The organism is Shewanella aegiceratis (assembly GCF_019457495.1).
Classification (GTDB): Bacteria; Pseudomonadota; Gammaproteobacteria; order Enterobacterales; family Shewanellaceae; genus Shewanella; species Shewanella loihica.
This window is the reverse complement of record NZ_CP080416.1, coordinates 1,519,918-1,536,374: the sequence shown is the minus strand read 5'-3', so window position 1 is coordinate 1,536,374 and position 16,457 is coordinate 1,519,918. Positions and strand designations below refer to the sequence as shown.

The following is a 16,457-nucleotide window of genomic DNA, read 5'->3' as shown; positions in this document are numbered from 1 at the left end:
GATAGCCGGGCGGGCGCGGCGCTTCATACCTAGCCCACCACCTGGGGGATAAGATTCACCATCTGCAAGAAAAACTCCATCATGGTCTGCACCAGCAGATGGCCTAAGATCATCAGGGCAAAGAGTGTGGTCAGCAGACGGGGCAGGAAGCTCAGGGTCTGCTCGTTGATCGAGGTCGCCGCCTGAAACACCGCCACCACCAGACCGACCACCAGCCCGGGAACGATGATCATCGACACTATGGTCACGATAACCGATAGGGCTTCACGAAAGATGTCGATGAGGGCTTCGGGTGTCATAACGGCTCCTAGATCCCAAAACTGTTGGCCAGAGTGCCCATCACCAGGCTCCAACCATCCACTAACACAAACAACATGATCTTAAAGGGCAAGGAGACGATCATGGGCGACAGCATCATCATACCCATGGCCATCAGGATACTGGCCACCACGAGGTCAAGCACCAAAAAAGGCACGAACAGCATGAAGCCTATCTGGAAGGCGGTCTTGAGTTCACTAGTAATGAAAGCAGGGATCAGCACGCTCATGGGCGCATCTTCGGGCGATTGAATATTCTGGTAGCCAGAGATCTCGACGAAGGTCTCCAAATCCGTGAGCCGGGTCTGGGCCAACATAAAGGCTCGCAGCGGTTCCTTACCCTTGTCATAGGCCTGCTCTATGGTCATGGTCTCGTCGATATAGGGCTTCACCGCCTGGTCGTAGATCTTGTCGAACACGGGCGCCATGATGAAGAAGGTCATAAACAGACTCATACCGATCAGCACCTGATTCGAAGGCGTCTGCTGCAGGCCGATCGCCTGGCGCAGAATCGACAGCACCACTATGATGCGGGTAAACGAGGTCAGCATGATGACCATGGCGGGCAGAAAACTCAGCGCCGTCATCAGCAGCAATATCTGCATGGTCACCGAATATTGGGTCGAGCCATCGGCGCCTGTGGTGACAGTTACCGCGGGGAGAATCCCATCCTGGGCCAGCGCCAGTTGCGGCGCCATCACGGCCAGGAGCAACAAGAGTGGGGCCAAGATCCGTTTCATGATTTTTATTGGTTTCATGACTGTGATGACTTTGCCTGACGCAGACGGCTGGCAAAGGAGTCCTGTTCAATGATAATTGGAGTATCGAGTTTATCGATAAGCGAAACCTGCTGCGATGTGACCCCCAGCAGGTATTGTTGGCCATCGACCTCGACCAACACCATCTTCTCTCTCTGTCCAAGCGGGGTGACCGCCAGGGTCTTAAGCACACCATGGGAACTGGGCACAAGCTTGAGGCGCTTGACCAGGTAGGCGAGCAGGAAGATCAGGGCGATCACCACCAGCAAGCCACCCAGCATATTGCTCATGGTGGCCAATGCCGACTCTCGCTCACCGGTCACCTGAGTAGTCGTCGCGGCGGCCGCAACGGCCATCAAGGATGAGATCCCCATAGGCCTTCCTTATTTGAGTTTCTTAATACGCTCAGTTTGGCTGATAACGTCGGTGAGACGAATACCAAACTTGTCGTTGACCACCACCACTTCACCGTGGGCGATCAGGGTACCGTTTACCATCACATCCAGCGGCTCACCGGCCACCCGGTCAAGCTCCACCACTGAGCCCTGGTTGAGCTGCAGCAGGTTACGAATATTGATGAAGCTGCGGCCCACCTCCATGGAGATGGTCACAGGAATATCCATGATGGTATCGAGTTTGGCGGCTTCCTCTTCGGTCAGCGGCTTTGAGCTATCGGCCAGCTCGTCGAGTTCGACCGCCTGAGCCTCCTCCAGCGCCTGTTCGGCCATGGCTGCGGCCCAATCGTCACCTGTATCTTCTGTGCTCATTGATTTCTACCTTAAACGCATTCCATTAAATATTATTGAGATCCCGAGACTTACTCTTCTTAGTCACAAGTTGTAGCTCGGTTTTTACCGTTTCGGGCCTTGGGATCTTCTCCCGGATATTCAGGGCCAGATTCTCGCGCGAACGCCCCAGCTTACAGCGATAGGTGGGCAGGTCTTCGACCCGCAGCACGATATATTCGGGCATCTCCACCGGAATAATGTCGCCGGCCTTAAAGCCCATCACATCCTTCAGCGAAATCTCTTTCTCGACTATGGTGGCATCCAGGCCCACCTCTACGTCCATGATCTCATCCTTCAGGGCCTGAGACCAACGCATGTCGGTATCTTGAGTATCACTCTGTACCCCGGCATCGAGCAGTTCACGAATCGGCTCGATCATCGAATATGGCATGGTGATATGGAAATCACCGCCGCCACCATCCACCTCGATGTGGAAAGAGCTCACCACCACCACTTCGGTCGGGCTGACGATGTTGGCCATCGCCGGGTTCACCTCGGAGTCGAGATAATCGAACTCGACATCCATCACAGGTGCCCAGGCTTCCTTATAATCTTCGAAGATGATCTTCAAAAGCAGCTGCACGATACGCCGCTCGGTAGGAGTAAATTCCCGTCCCTCGATCTTGGCGTGAAAACGGCCATCGCCGCCAAAGAAGTTATCCACCAGGATAAACACCAGACGGGCCTCCATGGTGATCAGCGCCGTGCCCTTCAAGGGACTGAAACGCACCATATTCAGGCTTGTCGGTACAAACAGGGTGTGGACATATTCGCCAAACTTGAGCATCTGCACGCCATTAATCGACACCTCGGCCGCGCGGCGCATCATGTTAAACATGCTGATCCTCAGGTGGCGTGCAAAACGTTCGTTGACGATCTCCAGGGTCGGCATACGACCACGGACGATACGATCTTGTGATGAAAAGTCATAGGCGCGCGCATCGAGCGCGTCACTCACCTCTTCCTCTTCGACGTCGTCGACACCATGAAGTAGCGCATCAATCTCGTCTTGGCTTAATAGATCACTCACAATATCGTCCTATCATACTTGTTAGCTTATAAATCACCGGCATTACTGCATCACGAAGCCGGTAAACAGCACCTTTTCAACCACTTTACGTCCGGTCACAGGTTGCAGGGTATTCTGTACATTCAGCAGGGCCAACTGGCGCAGTTCGTCTTTACCGGCAAGGGAGCTGAGCTTCTGCACATCGGCACTACTAAAGGTGGTCAGCAACGCATCCTCGATAAGCGGAATATGCTTCTTGATCAAGACATCATCGTCAGAGCCACGCACCATGAGCTGCACCTTGATCTCCACCAGACGGGAGCGATTCTGCCCAGGCAGATTAAATAGGAAGGGTCTCGGCATCCCCACATAGAAGGCTTCACGGCTGTTTGCCGGCTCGCTCTGCTCGGTTTGCTCCCCTTCGGCCATGGTCTCATCACTTGGCTCGTCACCCGACAAGAACAACCAGGCGCCCACACCCAGCAAGACCACCAAGAGTGCACCTATGGCCGCAAAGATAATGAGCTTCTTCTTGCTCTTAGGCTCTACATTCTCTTCAAGTTCTAACGATTCTTCTTCCGCCATCTCTTATCCCTATCACACTCGGCTCACACTCAGCATCGTCATGATTTTTTTAGCGCATATCAAACGATTGGGCAATCATACCAACCTATAGGTTACCTGCTTACGCGTAATAATCTATACCCGAACGATAACTTGTTGCGTTATTCGACACTAACAGGCTCTCTTCTGCCGAAATTTCATCCATCTCAGGCAGACCATGGCCCACTCCCTCGCCTTGCTCGCCATTACCGCCCTGCTCTTTACCGCCTTGAGAGACGTTGCTGTCGGTCAGCTGCATCCCCTGCTCGGCCAGTAGCTCCCGCAGACGTGGAATGGCTTGCTCGACCAGATCCCGCGTCTGGGTCTGGGTCACATGAAACTGCACCTGGGTCTGGTCACCCTGCACCTGAACCCGAACCATCATGTGGCCAAGCTCGGGCGGATCCAGGCGAATCTCCGCCTGCTGCACGCCTTGGCTCACCATGGCCACCAGCTGCTGACGCATCACGGGCGAGAATTTATGGATCATCTCCTGCATCTGCGTCACAGGTTCGCCCTGAGGCTTGATAGAGACTTGATATTGTGGGAGGACCTCATTTCTAGCGCCTTGCAATCCCTGCAGCGATAATGCGTTTAGCTTGGTTTCTGCCGCGGCATCTGGCATTTCACCGGCCTTTGGCGACATGGTCACGGCAAGGTTAGCGCCCTTCAGCAGCTCCTGCGCGGCTTTGCCATCGCGGCCCTCTGCGCCCGAGGTCATCTTCAGAGCGCCATTTTGTGCCTGCTCGGCGGCGAGTTTACCTTCAGCTAGCTTAGAGTCACCGAATTTGGCCTCGCCCAATATGGCTTTAGCCCCTTTGCCATCGGCCGCAACATCTAAGCCGTTCGCCTTAACGGCTGAACCTAAGCCCCCTTGGCTGGACTCAACTTGAGCAATACCTGCCTGACCAATACCAGCTTGGCTGATTTGAGAATCACTGGCACCGCCAGCCATCTGTGATGGTCCAACTTGAGAAGAAGTCGCCTGGGTTTGCGATTTACCGGCCAGGGCAGCGAGATACTGCTTGGCGTCACTGATCAGCGCCTCGAGAATTGCCTCATCGGTCTCAGTTGCCTTGCCTTGGCCCTGACCCAGCTTTCCTTTATCAGTCACACCATGAATAAGCCCCTCTAGCATCTGCGGCGGTAAGGCCGTCAGCTCATCCTTGGACAAACCGGTTTGCGCCATCACCTCACTTAAAGCATCTTCAGGAAGCTGAGCCAATATCGCCTCGCTCCCCAGGCCATTTGGATTGATGATGGGTAAGATATGATCATCTCCGGCGCCGGGTTTAAGCAGCTCATCTATACCCTCTAAGGCCGCTTTTTCGGTTTCGACCTTGTCCTTAGCCCCTTTTACAAAGGTAGGAAACAGCTCATTGTCGGCAGATGACTCACCATCAGCATCACCCGGCGGCAAAATGACGCCGTCGGCGGCAATCTCCGCCTCATCCCCCAGCTTGTTCGCCAGATGGATCTGCGCCAGCACGTTGGAGACATCGTCGCTATCTTTGTCCTGCGTCGACGCCTTCTCCTGCTTAGCATCGGCCTTAGCAGTGTTATCGCCTTGAGCCGTGTTTTCGACCTGGGACTGCGGGCGCGTTTTTGCCTGTGAGTTCACCTCACCCTGACCGCTCGCCTTAGCCAAAGCCTCTGAAAAACCTTTGTTTTCTGACTTAGACTCTGCGGTCGATTTCACATCTGATGCGCTGGGCAACACCCCGCCCTTCTCTTTGCCGGGCTCGACATTAGATAGGAGTATTTGGGTCATCTGTGGCATGCTTCCTCCAACGCTCATCTAGGGCACGACAATGCGACGTGCCACCCGAGCGTCAATTATTCGCTAAGCTTTGGACTCATTGGCCCTTACTACTCAATATCAAGCAATAAAAATGCCAAGTTAATTATACCAATCCTAGTAAATAACTGATCATGCTAGCTTGTTAAAATGCTCGATAACGGCGTTATTATTTTTGATTGTAAAATAACTACTTACCGAAAGATCATGCCTTGTTCTCGAACGTTTTTCCTACGCTACTCTGCTCACTTACCTATCGTGATTGGTATTACAATTTGACTTGAAAAAAGTGGCGAGACGGTAAAATGGTTTTGAGGAAAATAAAGAGATGCCAGCCTCTACACATATAGATTAAGGCTATCGGGTAGACTGGCGAAAAAATTGTTGCGAAGCAAACTCGTCGATCATCTTCTGTTCCTGTTTGGCCTCAAACTTTTGTTTTGCTTCGGCCTTGTGTGAGAGTAACAGCTCGACCGCCTTACGCTTCTGTTGCTTACCCTGCCAATACTGCTGAGCCTTCTGACGCTGCTTATCCGTCTCCGACACTGCGAAGACCTGCTTCTCAATCGCCTCGTCGATCTGACGGATAAACTGATGAAACTGATGGTAGCTGCTGGCGGCAATCACTTGCCCCTGTTGCGCCTCCATCTGTTTCATGTAATCGAGACGATACTGCTGCAGGGCATCGAGCTGCTGGCGGCACTTGTTGAGCGTCAGCTGCACGCCTCTAAGCTGAGTCGCCGCGGCCTCCTCGGCGTCGAGAGCTAATTTGAGTACTGTCTCTAAGGGATCATGCTTTGCCATGGCCGTTATGCTCTGCGGTAAAATTCAGGCTATACCTGACACTGGGCGCTCAATTGCCCCAGCATCAAGGCGCTGGAATCGAAGCTGATGGCTTCCTTCATGGTCTGGCGCAGGAAGGCGTTCATGGCTGGCTGCAGCCGTATGGCGTTATCGATACGCGGGTCGCTCCCCTGAGTATAGGCACCGATAGAGATGAGATCTCGGTTCTGTTGGTACAGAGAATACATCTGTTTCACCCGGCGCGTCGCCTCTAAATGAGCGTCACTGATCACCATAGGCGCCACACGGCTGATAGAGGCCTCGACGTCGATAGCCGGGTAATGACCCGAATCGGCTAACGCCCGCGATAAGACGATATGACCGTCGAGAATGGCCCGCGCCGCATCGGCGATCGGATCCTGCAGGTCATCGCCCTCGGTGAGCACGGTATAGAAGGCGGTAATTGAGCCCTGGCCGGCGCCGCCGTTACCGGCGCGCTCCACCAGCTTAGGCAACTTGGCAAACACAGAGGGCGGATAGCCTTTGGTGGCCGGCGGCTCACCGACGGCCAGGGCGATCTCACGCTGGGCCTGGGCGTAACGAGTCAGGCTGTCCATCAGCAGCAATACGTTGTAACCCAGATCGCGAAAATACTCGGCGATACGGGTCGAGGTCTCACAGGCTCGAAGGCGCATCAGCGGCGAGGTATCGGCGGGCGCAGCCACCACCACGCTGCGGGCACGTCCCTCGGCGCCCAAGATCTCTTCGATAAACTCTTTCACTTCGCGGCCACGTTCCCCGACCAGACCAACGACAATCACATCGGCCGTGGTGCCCCGGGTCATCATGCCCAGCAGCACACTCTTACCCACACCCGAACCAGCGAACAGGCCCATACGTTGGCCCTTACCCACGGTCAACATGGCGTTGATGGCGCGCACCCCGACATCCAAAGGTTCGCTGATGGCGCGGCGCGCCAAGGGGTTTAGCATGGTGGCATGACGGGTAGCTTTCTGATCGGTATGCAGCTGCCCCAAGCCGTCAATCGGCGCGCCATTGCCGTCGAGCACGCGGCCAAGCAGACCCATGCCGACATTCAGCCCTGTCTGCTCACCGAGCGGCGTCACCTTGGCACCTGGCATCACGCCGCTGAGCTCCTCGATGGGCATCAGATAGAGCAGCTTGTCATCGAAGCCTATCACCTCGGCGATCAGATCTCCTGCCATGGTGGCTATGCTACACAGGCTGCCCACGGGCGCCTTGCAGCCGGTGGCTTCCAGAGTGAGGCCCACCACCCGCACCAGCTGGCCCGAGGCCTCCGGCATAAAAGGGGCGACCGCCTGGGTATGCTGCCTTAACTTATCAAGAAGCCGGTTTTGACGTGTCTTCATCTGGGCTCGTCTCTTGCGGTGCTTCTGGTGCAATCTGTTCGCTCGGCGCAACTTGCGATGCGTCAACTGCTTGCGTTTGTTGCGGCTCGCTTACCTGGCTATCTGTTTCGAGGCCCGCATGCGCAGCGTCGCCGTCTAGGTCTTGGTCTTGGTCTTGGTTTTGATGCTCGGGGACCTTCTCCATGGCGGCGAGCTGTTGTAGCCTTTGCTGCTCGAGGCGTTGCTCACTGGCAATAAGCTTATCGAACACCGCCTTGATGCGATGCTCCAGCCCCATATCCACCCGGCTACGGCTGTTGCTTACGATACACTCGCCGCGGCTCAAGGTTGGGTCTGCCTCTAACTCCCAATGATTTTTTGTTAGCTGCGCGCTTTCATAGAGTCGCTCGACGATAGCGAGATCCTCTGGATGTAGACGCAGATGCGCCCCCTGCTCTTTCAGCGGTAGGGCGTCGACCCCTTGACGCAGAGCGGCAAGAATATGTTCGGGATGTGTCTTAAGCTCATGGCCGATCACCGCCTTGGCCAGGGTCATGCTGAGTTGAACCAACGCTTGTTCTATTTCGGTGTCGAGCAGAGAGAGCGGCATCGATAGCTGCTGCATCAGGGCTTCAAATTTCGCAATCGTCTGCTTGGCCTCGGCGAGGCCGGCCTCCATACCCTGAGCCTGGCCTTGACGGTAGCCCTCTTCGTGGCCCTGCTCTAGGCCTTTCAGTCGGCCCTCTTCCAAGCCTTTGGCCATGCCGGCTTCCTGGCCCTGAGCGAAGCCTTCGGCCTCGGCCTCGGCGCGGATCGACTCGATCTCCTCCAGGGTGGGGGGCATCACCGGCTCATCGACCGCCTTAGCCGCCTTTTGCGGGGCGATGCGGCCGAACATGTTCTCCTTGGGCTCATGCACCACAGGGGTCACATCCGGCAGCTGCCAATGGCTAAAATCGGCTTGTGTGGTGTGTACGCCTTGCCCCTCTTGGGGCTTCTTGTCGCCAGACATGGTCATTAGAGGAACTCTTCTCCGCCGCTACCACCAAGTATGATCTCACCGGCGTCACTTAAGCGACGAGCAATAGAGAGGATCTCCTTCTGAGCCACTTCCACTTCGCTGATCCGTATTGGACCCATGGCCTCGAGATCGTCTTTAAGCAGCTCGGCGGCACGCTTAGACATGTTGCCGAGGATCTTCTCTTTGAGTTGATCGTCTGCCCCCTTGAGGGCCTTCATCAACACATCCTGCTGCACTTCACGCAGCAAGGTCTGAATACCCATGTCGTCGACATCTGCCAGGTTTTCGAAGACAAACATCAGATCTTGGATCTGCTGCGCCATCTCTTCGTCGGTCTCGCGCAGCGTCTCCATCAGCTGGCTTTCGACGCCAGTATCCAGGTAGTTCATGATGTTGGCCGCCGCCTTCAAGCCGCCCATCTTCGCTGCCTGTGCGCCGCCCTGACCGGCAAACTGTTTCTCCATGATGTCGTTTAGCTCTTGCAGCGCCGCCGGTTGTACCTCTTCGAGGTTGGCGATACGCATCATTAAATCGAGACGGGTATTTTCCGGTGCCTGGGCAAAAATTTCGGCGGCCTGATCCGGCTCGAGATAGGAGAGCACAATCGTCTGGATCTGCGGGTGTTCGTTCTGAATGATGGTGGCCACCTGACGGGCATCCATCCACTTGAGTGACTCTAGGCCCTTGGCACCGCCCCCCATGATGATCTGCTCGATAAGGTTACCCGCCTTATCTTCACCCAGGGCGGCGGTAAGGGCGTTACGCACGAACTCTTCGCTGTTAAAGCCAATGGAGGAGTATTTCTGTACCTCCTCCAGAAACAGCTTGTGTACGCCGATCACCTTGTTTTGGCCGAAGTCTTTCATGGCCGCCATGGCCATACCCACCTTCTGCACCTGCTTAGGCTCGAGGTGTTTTAGGATTGAGGCGGCGTCGGCTTCGCTAAGGCTGAGTAGCAGGATGGCTGTCTTCTCGATACCGGTCAGATCTTTGGTATTGAACTCACCGTTAGCTGTGTCGATCTCTTTGTCTTTACTCATTTTCTTGTAACCATCCCTTGACGACTTGCGTAGACAACTCAGGCTCGTTGGCCACCAATGCACGTATGGCCTTTATCATATCATCGTCTTTATGCAGATCCGGTATCAAAATTGACCCATCGTCGGCATAGCTGTATTCCGCATCGGGACGATTGAGCATGCCAAGGGTATCGGCGGCGTATTGGTCTTCAATTTCCGCTAACTCATCACCTAAAGATGGCGCATCTGGCATCTTCTGGCCATCAGGGTAGATAAGGCGCTTGAGCATAGGGCGCACCACGAACAGAATAAGCACCAGGATGATTAGACCGCCCATCACCAGCTTGATGGCTCGCCAGAACCAAGGCTCCTCATAGATAGCCAGCGCCGGCGCCTCTTCCACCAGTTGATCCATGAAGGGAACGGTGACCACCTCTATCATGTCGCCACGCTGAGTGTTGAAGCCTACGGCCCCTTCTAGCAGGCGGCGTATGTTACTCAGCTCCTGCTCGGTGCGAGCAACGCGGGTCACCTGACCGTCTTCACCGGCAGGTCCCGTCTTGAAATCGACCGCCACCGACACGCTAACCCGTCTAACCACGCCCACCTGCTGGCGGGTATGGCTGATGGTGGTGTCTAGCTCATAGTTGCGGGTCGCCTCCTTGTGGCTAGAACCCGGTAGGGTCTGCTCCTGAGCGCTAGTGCCGGTGGCCTGCTGAGGAATATTGGCTTCCATCGGTGGCTGGTTGCTCAGCGCGCCGGCGATGCCACCAGTGCTGGCACCGGTAGAGTTATTCTCAACCGTCATTTCGCTACGCACCGCGGGCAGATCCGGGTTATAACGCTTGGCGGTCTGCTCGACCGAGGTGAAGTCCATGTTCACGTCGACCTGAGCGGTAAAGTTCTCAGGTCCCAGAATCGGCATCAGAATCGATTCAATCTTGCTGCGGTATTCGGCTTCTTTCTGCTGCACCAGCTCGAGCTCGCGTCTGGCTCTGGCCGAGCCTGCGGTTTGGCTGCCTGAGTTTAGCAGGCGACCGTTAGCATCGGTCACAGTGACCCGAGTCGGCTCGAGACCGTGCACCGCCGAGGCAACGATATCTACGATGGAATCGACCTCTTCCTGACCCAGACCGCCACGACGGGTATTAACCACCACGGTTGCACTTGGCTTGGAGCGATTACGGGCAAACACGTTCTCTTTAGGAATGGCCAGGATCACCTTGGCACGGCTGACGCTCTTTAACTCTTCGATGGTACGCGCCAGGTTTTGCTCCTGACTGTTTTTCAGTCTGGCGGCCTCCATGCGCTGGCTCACGCCAAAGCCGCTATCTTTAGAGAGGTAATCATCACGGTTAGGCGAGTTATCGATACCGGCGCGGCTCAGCATCATCTTGACGTCTTGGTACTGATCTTCCGGCACCTTGAGCACGTCGACATCGATCTGATAGTTGACCTTGTTCTTGTCCAGCACATCCAGAACCTGCACCATCTCCTGGGTATCCATCTTACCCAGAGGGCGGTATTCGGGCTCTTGGGCCCACAACATGACGAAGACGGCCAACGCCAGACAGATAGCCAGCGCCAGGATCATGGTGATCTGCCTGAGCATGTCGACACCGCCAAACATTCCGCCGCTTGGCTTATGTTCTTCTTGTACGCCGCCTGCCAACATGTCCTGCGTTGTGCCAGCGCCAGTTCCGACTACCATATCTGTGCTCACGATAAATACCTGCCGTTATCTTTCTTAATCTTTAGGGAGTCCATGCCTAGACAGGCATACTCATGATCTCTTTGTAGGCTTCCACCAGCTTGTTGCGCACCTGAACGGTGGCCTCGAATGCCACGCTGGCCTTCTCTCTGGCGATCACGGTATCTGACAGTGTCACCCGGGTGTCGCCCATATCCAGACGTGTCTGCAGCGAAGATGAGGTGGCCTGCAGCGCATTGACATTGCCCACGGCTTCAGACAAGAGGCTGCCAAAATCGCTACCACTGGTGTTCGCCACCTGCTGAGTGATATTAGGTGTGATCCCATTAGGCTTGATTTCGCCCGTGAGTGTCTGCATCTCTTGCAGTAATGAATTGGCACCTATCTGCATCTTGGCCTCCGCTATCGTCGTGAAATTGACGAAATCTATTCTTATTCAGACCAATGCAATATGTTTGCCAAAAATAGAAAAAGCCGACAAACCCAGATTGGGTGTCGGCTTCGAAACGTTCAAATGGGCCGTAGAGACGCTAAAGCGGCGGTTTGCTTCCTTGACTAACGCAGAACGACCAAAACGGCTACGTCTATCAGGCAGGGATCTGAATACCCATGTCGCGCATACGCGCCATCTTATATCTCAGGGTGCGGGCACTGATCCCCAGCTTTTCGGCCACCTGCTTGCGACTGCCGTTACACTGGTTAAGGGTCTCTAGGATGATCACATGCTCCTGTGCCTTGAGCTCATCCCCCAGCCCCTCGGGCTCGGCGTTCTTCTCACTCTCAAAGGTAGGCTCCAGCATCACATCCTGAGTATCAATAACGATATCCTTGGCGCAGATGGTGTCGCCTGTCTGTAAGATCAGGGCGCGCTGAACCACGTTATCCAGCTCTCGCACGTTACCCGGCCACCTGTGTCCCAGAAGACGCCTGCTTGCCTGATCGTCCAGGCTTGGCGCCACGGCTAAACTGGCAGCCTTGGCATGACGCAACACCAGGTGTCTCGCCAGCGGCAAGATATCCGCCGGGCGTTGATGCAGCGCCGGCCAGGTGAGTGGAAACACATTGATGCGGTAATAGAGATCTTCCCTAAAATCGCCTTTAGTCGCCATCGCCTTAAGATCACGGTTAGAGGTGGCCAGCACACGCACATCGAGTTTGATCGTCTTACGGCCGCCGAGTCGCTCGACTTCCCGTTCCTGCAACACCCTGAGCAGCTTGGCTTGCAACCCCAAATCCATCTCGGAGATCTCATCGAGCAGCAAGGTGCCGCCCTGAGCCTGTTCAAACTTACCGGGACAGGCCTGATAGGCGCCAGTAAAGGCCCCCTTCTCGTAGCCAAACAGTGTGGCTTCGAGCATGTTTTCAGGAATTGCCGCGCAGTTGATTCCCACAAATGGCTCGTTGGCACGCTGGCTGTGTTGATGAATATAGCGGGCAAGCACCTCTTTACCCGAACCACTCGGCCCCATGATCATCACAGAGGCATCGGACTGGGCCACCTTCTGTGCCAGCGCCAAGAGCGCCAGGCTGCGCTCGTCGGCCACCACGGGTTGATCTTCGATTAGCTTAGGTTTGAGATAACGAGACACCTGGTTAAGCAAGACCTCAGGGGCGAAGGGTTTCGCCAGATAGTCCACCGCGCCGAGCTTAATGGCACTTACCGCACTGTCTATGGTGGCAAAAGCCGTCATCAATAAGATGGGCACCTGGGCGTTATGCTGCTGAAGATAGTTCACCAGCCCTAGGCCGCCTATCCCCTCCATCTGCACGTCGCTGATCACCATGTCGAATTCCTGGCCCTTGAGCGCGACGATGGCCGCCTCGGCCGATTCAACATCGACACATTCATACTGCGCCAGCAGCAAGGTATCGACTAAGGCTTCGCGCAGCGCCGCATCATCTTCAACGAGTAATATCTTGGCTTCAGCCATGGCTTACCTCCAGCCCAGAATCGGCCGAAACAGCCGGCAGGTTAAACGAGGCTCGACATCCCTTTCCCGCGATACAATTGAGTTGCAAGCGACCCTGATGATTTGCCACAACCGTCTGCACGACAGCTAAGCCCAGACCTGTGCCTTGGGCCTTAGTGGTGAAGAAAGGCTCTAACACCTTCTCTTGCATGTTGGCATCGAGCCCCTTACCGTTGTCGACTACCTCGAAGGCGACAGTCCCCGTCTCATCTTGGGCATTAAGCCAGATCTGACTGGCCCCGGCCTCGATACTGTTCATAACAAGATTGTTGATCGCCGAGCTGAGCGCCGCCGGATTAGCCTTAAAGCGCAAGTGAGTGTCTAGCTTAAGAAGCAGCTGGCAGCCCTTACGCTCGGCGATAGGTTCGCAGTTGGCCATCACGCTAGTCATCACCTGCTGCATGTCGCAGACTTCGGTCAATTCCTGCTGACGCCCCTTGGCCATCAGCAACATGTCATCCACCTGTTGCGACAGTTCATTGAGCCTGTCGATAAGCTTGCCCTGAAAACGCTCCCTTGAGACCTGGGTCAGCTTAGGGCTCCCCAGGTTCGCGGCGTAGAGTAAGGCCGCCGACAAAGGTGTTCGCACCTGGTGGGCCAGGCTGGCTACCATCTTACCTAAGGCGGATAGTCGTTGCAGATGCGAGAGATTCTTCTGCAGCAGACGGGTTTCGGTCAAGTCGGTCAAGACGATAAGCTGACCAGGCTCGGGCGTTAGCGGCGTGATCGCCAGCTTCACCCGGCGACCGTTCTTCAACGAGACCTCGTGACCGTCGTCATCTTGGGGCGAAAAGGCACGGTTAATCACCTGTAACCAGCGCATGCCCGCCAGGGGCTGCCCTAACAATTGCACCGCAACCGGATTGGCATCTGTCACCACACCATCGCCATTGAGGATCACTACACCCGATGGCATAGCCTGGAGTATATGTTCCATGCGGCTGGAGATGGCATCGTTTGCCACCTCACCACCCATGACTTGGGAAGGAGCCAGTGTTACCTGCGCCTGCGCTGTATATGCCACCTTTGGATTCGCGGCCATAACCACTCCGTCAATAATTTGCTGCTAAACAGGCCGATGCAGGTAACATGCCAATTAAAAAGCTAACAAAAAGTCAGAATTAACAGAGAATTATGAGTCAGATACGACAAAGGCCCAGAAGTGGGCCCTTGTTTATGGAGTGCGGCGAGCAGGAGTTAATCTTTACTCATGCCATACTTGCGCATCTTCTCAACCAGTGTGGTACGGCGGATGCCAAGCATTTCTGCGGCGCGGGCCACCACATTGTCTTGTTGATCCAGTGCCTGGCGAATCATATCGATCTCAAGCTCGGCCAATAGATCCTTAAGGTTCACTCCTTCGGGTGGCAACTCGCTGGGGAAACGGCTCTCGGGAATATCGACCGCTACCTCATCGCTGAAGATAGAGGCCAGCGCATCGCGTTCCAACTCCTCTTCACTGACCTGCACCTGATATTCAGGCACATCAATATGGCGGTATTTAAGCGGCAGGTCATTAACGTCGACCAAGCCACCCGGATAAAGGATCGTCAGACGCTCGACCAGGTTAGAGAGTTCACGCACGTTACCCGACCAGCTATGCTCCTTGAGTGACTCAATCGCACGCTGGGTAAAACGCACCTTGCCACGCCCCTCGTTATAGACGCGGCTTACTAATTCTTGCAGCAAGAGTGGGATATCGTCTTTGCGCTCGCAAAGGGCCGGCATCTCTACGGGAAACACATTGAGGCGATAGAAGAGATCTTCGCGAAACTCGCCATTGGCGATCATGGTTTCAAGCTCTCTGTGGGTCGCCGCGATGACACGCACATTGGTATGAATAGGCTTGCTGCCACCGACACGCTCGAAGACGCGCTCTTGCAATACACGCAGCAGTTTCACCTGCATCTGCAAAGGCATGTCGCCTATCTCATCGAGGAATAAGGTTCCCCCTTCGGCAAGCTCGAAGCGTCCCTTACGGGCACTGATAGCACCGGTAAATGAACCCTTCTCATGACCGAACAGCTCACTCTCGAGTAGCTCTGGCGGGATGGCACCACAGTTCACCGGGATGAAAGGTCCATCACGGCGATCAGAAATATAATGAATATTGCGAGCGACCACCTCTTTGCCTGTACCGGACTGGCCTAAGACCAAGACAGTAGCATCTGAGCCCGCGACCTGATTGATCAGGTGACGCACCTGGGCGATACCTTCACTGCGGCCCACTAGGCTGCGAAACAGTTTTGTCTGGTTACCACTGGTAGGAATATCCGGACGCTTAGCCTGCACAAACACCTGGCAAAAATGCAGCAGCTCGGTTAACTGAGGATAATTTAACGGCTCTTCGATACACCCCAACACATTGCCTGCCGACACATCACCATTGGAGCCCAACAACAAGATTGGCTGCCAAGGCATAGAGGTGGCGATAGATTGCAACAGGGTCTTGTTTTGCGCCTCTTGTGCAATCACAAGTGCTCTATAGCGGGTATTCGACATTCGAGATTCGAGTTTGTCGACGGCAAGCAACTCGACCTGCTCACCAAGAAACTCAAAAACACAAGATAAGCGATTAATTCGCTCTGACTGATTACCGACAAGTAGAATTCGTTGATCTGTATGCATCATTTAAGAAGGCCGTAAAGCACTCAGTGTTATTCGCATTAATTATTAGTGTTAGTTGCTTCGAAAGCGAGATAATCGTTTTAATCCAGTTATTCCAAAAAATGACTATCACACGGAATAGTGTATTATCAGCAGCACATTAGCAAGTATCAGATTCATTTTCTGACAAACTCATCTGATTTTAGAGCAAATTCTCAACGTATCAAGCATCAGGCGCCAATCGTTTGACGCCTGACAAAAAGTTGTTGTTCAGAAAGATAGTCGAGGCGATTAAATTGCCTCTGTGTGTGATGCTAAATGGTGTTCATTTTGGGGAATCGCGTCCCAGCCTTCCTTGATGGTTCGGATGATCTCGCTCACATCATCGATCGCCTTTACATCGTTATTCATGTTGGCCTCGGAGATCTTACGCAACATGAAATCATAGAGGTCACTAAGATTACTGGCGATCTCGCCACCCGCTTCCATATTCAGGCTGTTGTTAAGCCCTGTGATGATGCCGATTGCCTTGCCGATATAGATACCTTTATTTTCTATATCGTTGTTTTCTATTGCATAACGACTCTGGGCCAATCGTTGCAGCGCACCTTCAAACATCATTTGGATAATTCGGTGTGGAGAGGCGACTGAGATCTCGCTCTCTAATGACACCTTGCGATATGACTGCAGTGACTTTCTCATA

Annotated in this window: 17 protein-coding genes; all 17 read right to left on the bottom strand. The window is 54.5% G+C overall.

Annotated elements, in window-relative coordinates; genetic code table 11:
* Positions 1-29: 29 nt before the first annotated feature.
* The gene (fliQ, locus tag K0H80_RS06850) at positions 30-299 is read right to left on the bottom strand and encodes a flagellar biosynthesis protein FliQ (protein WP_011865178.1); all 270 of its coding nucleotides are present in this window, start codon (positions 297-299) and stop codon (positions 30-32) included.
* An 8-nt stretch (positions 300-307) separates the two neighbouring features.
* The gene (fliP, locus tag K0H80_RS06845; RefSeq protein WP_258406242.1) at positions 308-1,015 is read right to left on the bottom strand and encodes a flagellar type III secretion system pore protein FliP; all 708 of its coding nucleotides are present in this window, start codon (positions 1,013-1,015) and stop codon (positions 308-310) included.
* 56 nt (positions 1,016-1,071) lie between these two features.
* Complete coding sequence (fliO, locus tag K0H80_RS06840; protein ID WP_434086644.1) at positions 1,072-1,431, bottom strand: flagellar biosynthetic protein FliO; 360 nt, start codon at positions 1,429-1,431, stop codon at positions 1,072-1,074.
* 27 nt (positions 1,432-1,458) lie between these two features.
* Positions 1,459-1,842, bottom strand: coding sequence for a flagellar motor switch protein FliN (gene fliN / locus K0H80_RS06835; RefSeq protein ID WP_011865175.1), 384 nt, complete (start codon positions 1,840-1,842; stop codon positions 1,459-1,461).
* 25 nt (positions 1,843-1,867) lie between these two features.
* On the bottom strand, positions 1,868-2,893 hold the full coding sequence (fliM, locus tag K0H80_RS06830; protein ID WP_011865174.1) for a flagellar motor switch protein FliM: 1,026 nt from the start codon (positions 2,891-2,893) through the stop codon (positions 1,868-1,870).
* Between the two features lie 42 nt (positions 2,894-2,935).
* Positions 2,936-3,457 (bottom strand): flagellar basal body-associated protein FliL, encoded by a 522-nt coding sequence (gene fliL, locus K0H80_RS06825; RefSeq protein WP_220073503.1) that lies wholly within the window; start codon positions 3,455-3,457, stop codon positions 2,936-2,938.
* A gap of 100 nt (positions 3,458-3,557) precedes the next feature.
* The gene (locus tag K0H80_RS06820; protein ID WP_258406192.1) at positions 3,558-5,246 is read right to left on the bottom strand and encodes a flagellar hook-length control protein FliK; all 1,689 of its coding nucleotides are present in this window, start codon (positions 5,244-5,246) and stop codon (positions 3,558-3,560) included.
* 384 nt (positions 5,247-5,630) lie between these two features.
* Complete coding sequence (fliJ, locus tag K0H80_RS06815; RefSeq protein ID WP_220073502.1) at positions 5,631-6,077, bottom strand: flagellar export protein FliJ; 447 nt, start codon at positions 6,075-6,077, stop codon at positions 5,631-5,633.
* 29 nt (positions 6,078-6,106) lie between these two features.
* On the bottom strand, positions 6,107-7,447 hold the full coding sequence (gene fliI / locus K0H80_RS06810) for a flagellar protein export ATPase FliI (RefSeq protein WP_144204208.1): 1,341 nt from the start codon (positions 7,445-7,447) through the stop codon (positions 6,107-6,109).
* Positions 7,419-8,444 (bottom strand): flagellar assembly protein FliH, encoded by a 1,026-nt coding sequence (gene fliH / locus K0H80_RS06805; RefSeq protein ID WP_220073501.1) that lies wholly within the window; start codon positions 8,442-8,444, stop codon positions 7,419-7,421. The genes fliI and fliH overlap by 29 nt, the downstream gene beginning before the upstream one ends.
* The gene (gene fliG, locus K0H80_RS06800) at positions 8,444-9,487 is read right to left on the bottom strand and encodes a flagellar motor switch protein FliG (protein ID WP_011865168.1); all 1,044 of its coding nucleotides are present in this window, start codon (positions 9,485-9,487) and stop codon (positions 8,444-8,446) included. Before fliG ends, fliH begins: the two co-directional genes overlap by 1 nt.
* A complete protein-coding gene (gene fliF / locus K0H80_RS06795; RefSeq protein ID WP_220044738.1) occupies positions 9,480-11,177 on the bottom strand; it encodes a flagellar basal-body MS-ring/collar protein FliF in 1,698 nt (565 codons plus the stop codon). Before fliF ends, fliG begins: the two co-directional genes overlap by 8 nt.
* Positions 11,178-11,235: 58 nt before the next feature.
* The gene (gene fliE, locus K0H80_RS06790; RefSeq protein WP_011865166.1) at positions 11,236-11,568 is read right to left on the bottom strand and encodes a flagellar hook-basal body complex protein FliE; all 333 of its coding nucleotides are present in this window, start codon (positions 11,566-11,568) and stop codon (positions 11,236-11,238) included.
* Between the two features lie 196 nt (positions 11,569-11,764).
* Entirely contained in the window at positions 11,765-13,108 is a 1,344-nt protein-coding gene (locus tag K0H80_RS06785) for a sigma-54-dependent transcriptional regulator (RefSeq protein ID WP_220073500.1), read from the bottom strand.
* Entirely contained in the window at positions 13,101-14,123 is a 1,023-nt protein-coding gene (locus K0H80_RS06780) for a sensor histidine kinase (RefSeq protein WP_434086643.1), read from the bottom strand. The genes K0H80_RS06785 and K0H80_RS06780 overlap by 8 nt, the downstream gene beginning before the upstream one ends.
* Positions 14,124-14,344: 221 nt before the next feature.
* A complete protein-coding gene (locus tag K0H80_RS06775; RefSeq protein ID WP_220044735.1) occupies positions 14,345-15,778 on the bottom strand; it encodes a sigma-54 dependent transcriptional regulator in 1,434 nt (477 codons plus the stop codon).
* A gap of 267 nt (positions 15,779-16,045) precedes the next feature.
* Positions 16,046-16,456, bottom strand: coding sequence for a flagellar export chaperone FliS (gene fliS, locus K0H80_RS06770; RefSeq protein WP_144204202.1), 411 nt, complete (start codon positions 16,454-16,456; stop codon positions 16,046-16,048).
* Position 16,457: the final 1 nt, after the last annotated feature.

What these genes read in the sequence shown, in the direction of transcription:
- fliJ (WP_220073502.1), bottom strand. Translation starts at nt 6,077, where the DNA reads ATGGCAAAGCATGATCCCTTAGAGACAGTACTCAAATTAGCTCTCGAC.
- K0H80_RS06820 (WP_258406192.1), bottom strand. Translation starts at nt 5,246, where the DNA reads ATGACCCAAATACTCCTATCTAATGTCGAGCCCGGCAAAGAGAAGGGC.
- fliQ (WP_011865178.1), bottom strand. Translation starts at nt 299, where the DNA reads ATGACACCCGAAGCCCTCATCGACATCTTTCGTGAAGCCCTATCGGTT.
- fliS (WP_144204202.1), bottom strand. Translation starts at nt 16,456, where the DNA reads ATGAGAAAGTCACTGCAGTCATATCGCAAGGTGTCATTAGAGAGCGAG.
- fliO (WP_434086644.1), bottom strand. Translation starts at nt 1,431, where the DNA reads ATGGCCGTTGCGGCCGCCGCGACGACTACTCAGGTGACCGGTGAGCGA.
- K0H80_RS06775 (WP_220044735.1), bottom strand. Translation starts at nt 15,778, where the DNA reads ATGATGCATACAGATCAACGAATTCTACTTGTCGGTAATCAGTCAGAG.
- fliN (WP_011865175.1), bottom strand. Translation starts at nt 1,842, where the DNA reads ATGAGCACAGAAGATACAGGTGACGATTGGGCCGCAGCCATGGCCGAA.
- fliE (WP_011865166.1), bottom strand. Translation starts at nt 11,568, where the DNA reads ATGCAGATAGGTGCCAATTCATTACTGCAAGAGATGCAGACACTCACG.
- fliP (WP_258406242.1), bottom strand. Translation starts at nt 1,015, where the DNA reads ATGGCGCCGCAACTGGCGCTGGCCCAGGATGGGATTCTCCCCGCGGTA.
- fliH (WP_220073501.1), bottom strand. Translation starts at nt 8,444, where the DNA reads ATGACCATGTCTGGCGACAAGAAGCCCCAAGAGGGGCAAGGCGTACAC.
- fliL (WP_220073503.1), bottom strand. Translation starts at nt 3,457, where the DNA reads ATGGCGGAAGAAGAATCGTTAGAACTTGAAGAGAATGTAGAGCCTAAG.
- K0H80_RS06785 (WP_220073500.1), bottom strand. Translation starts at nt 13,108, where the DNA reads ATGGCTGAAGCCAAGATATTACTCGTTGAAGATGATGCGGCGCTGCGC.
- fliF (WP_220044738.1), bottom strand. Translation starts at nt 11,177, where the DNA reads ATGGTAGTCGGAACTGGCGCTGGCACAACGCAGGACATGTTGGCAGGC.
- fliG (WP_011865168.1), bottom strand. Translation starts at nt 9,487, where the DNA reads ATGAGTAAAGACAAAGAGATCGACACAGCTAACGGTGAGTTCAATACC.
- fliI (WP_144204208.1), bottom strand. Translation starts at nt 7,447, where the DNA reads ATGAAGACACGTCAAAACCGGCTTCTTGATAAGTTAAGGCAGCATACC.
- K0H80_RS06780 (WP_434086643.1), bottom strand. Translation starts at nt 14,123, where the DNA reads ATGGGTGGTGAGGTGGCAAACGATGCCATCTCCAGCCGCATGGAACAT.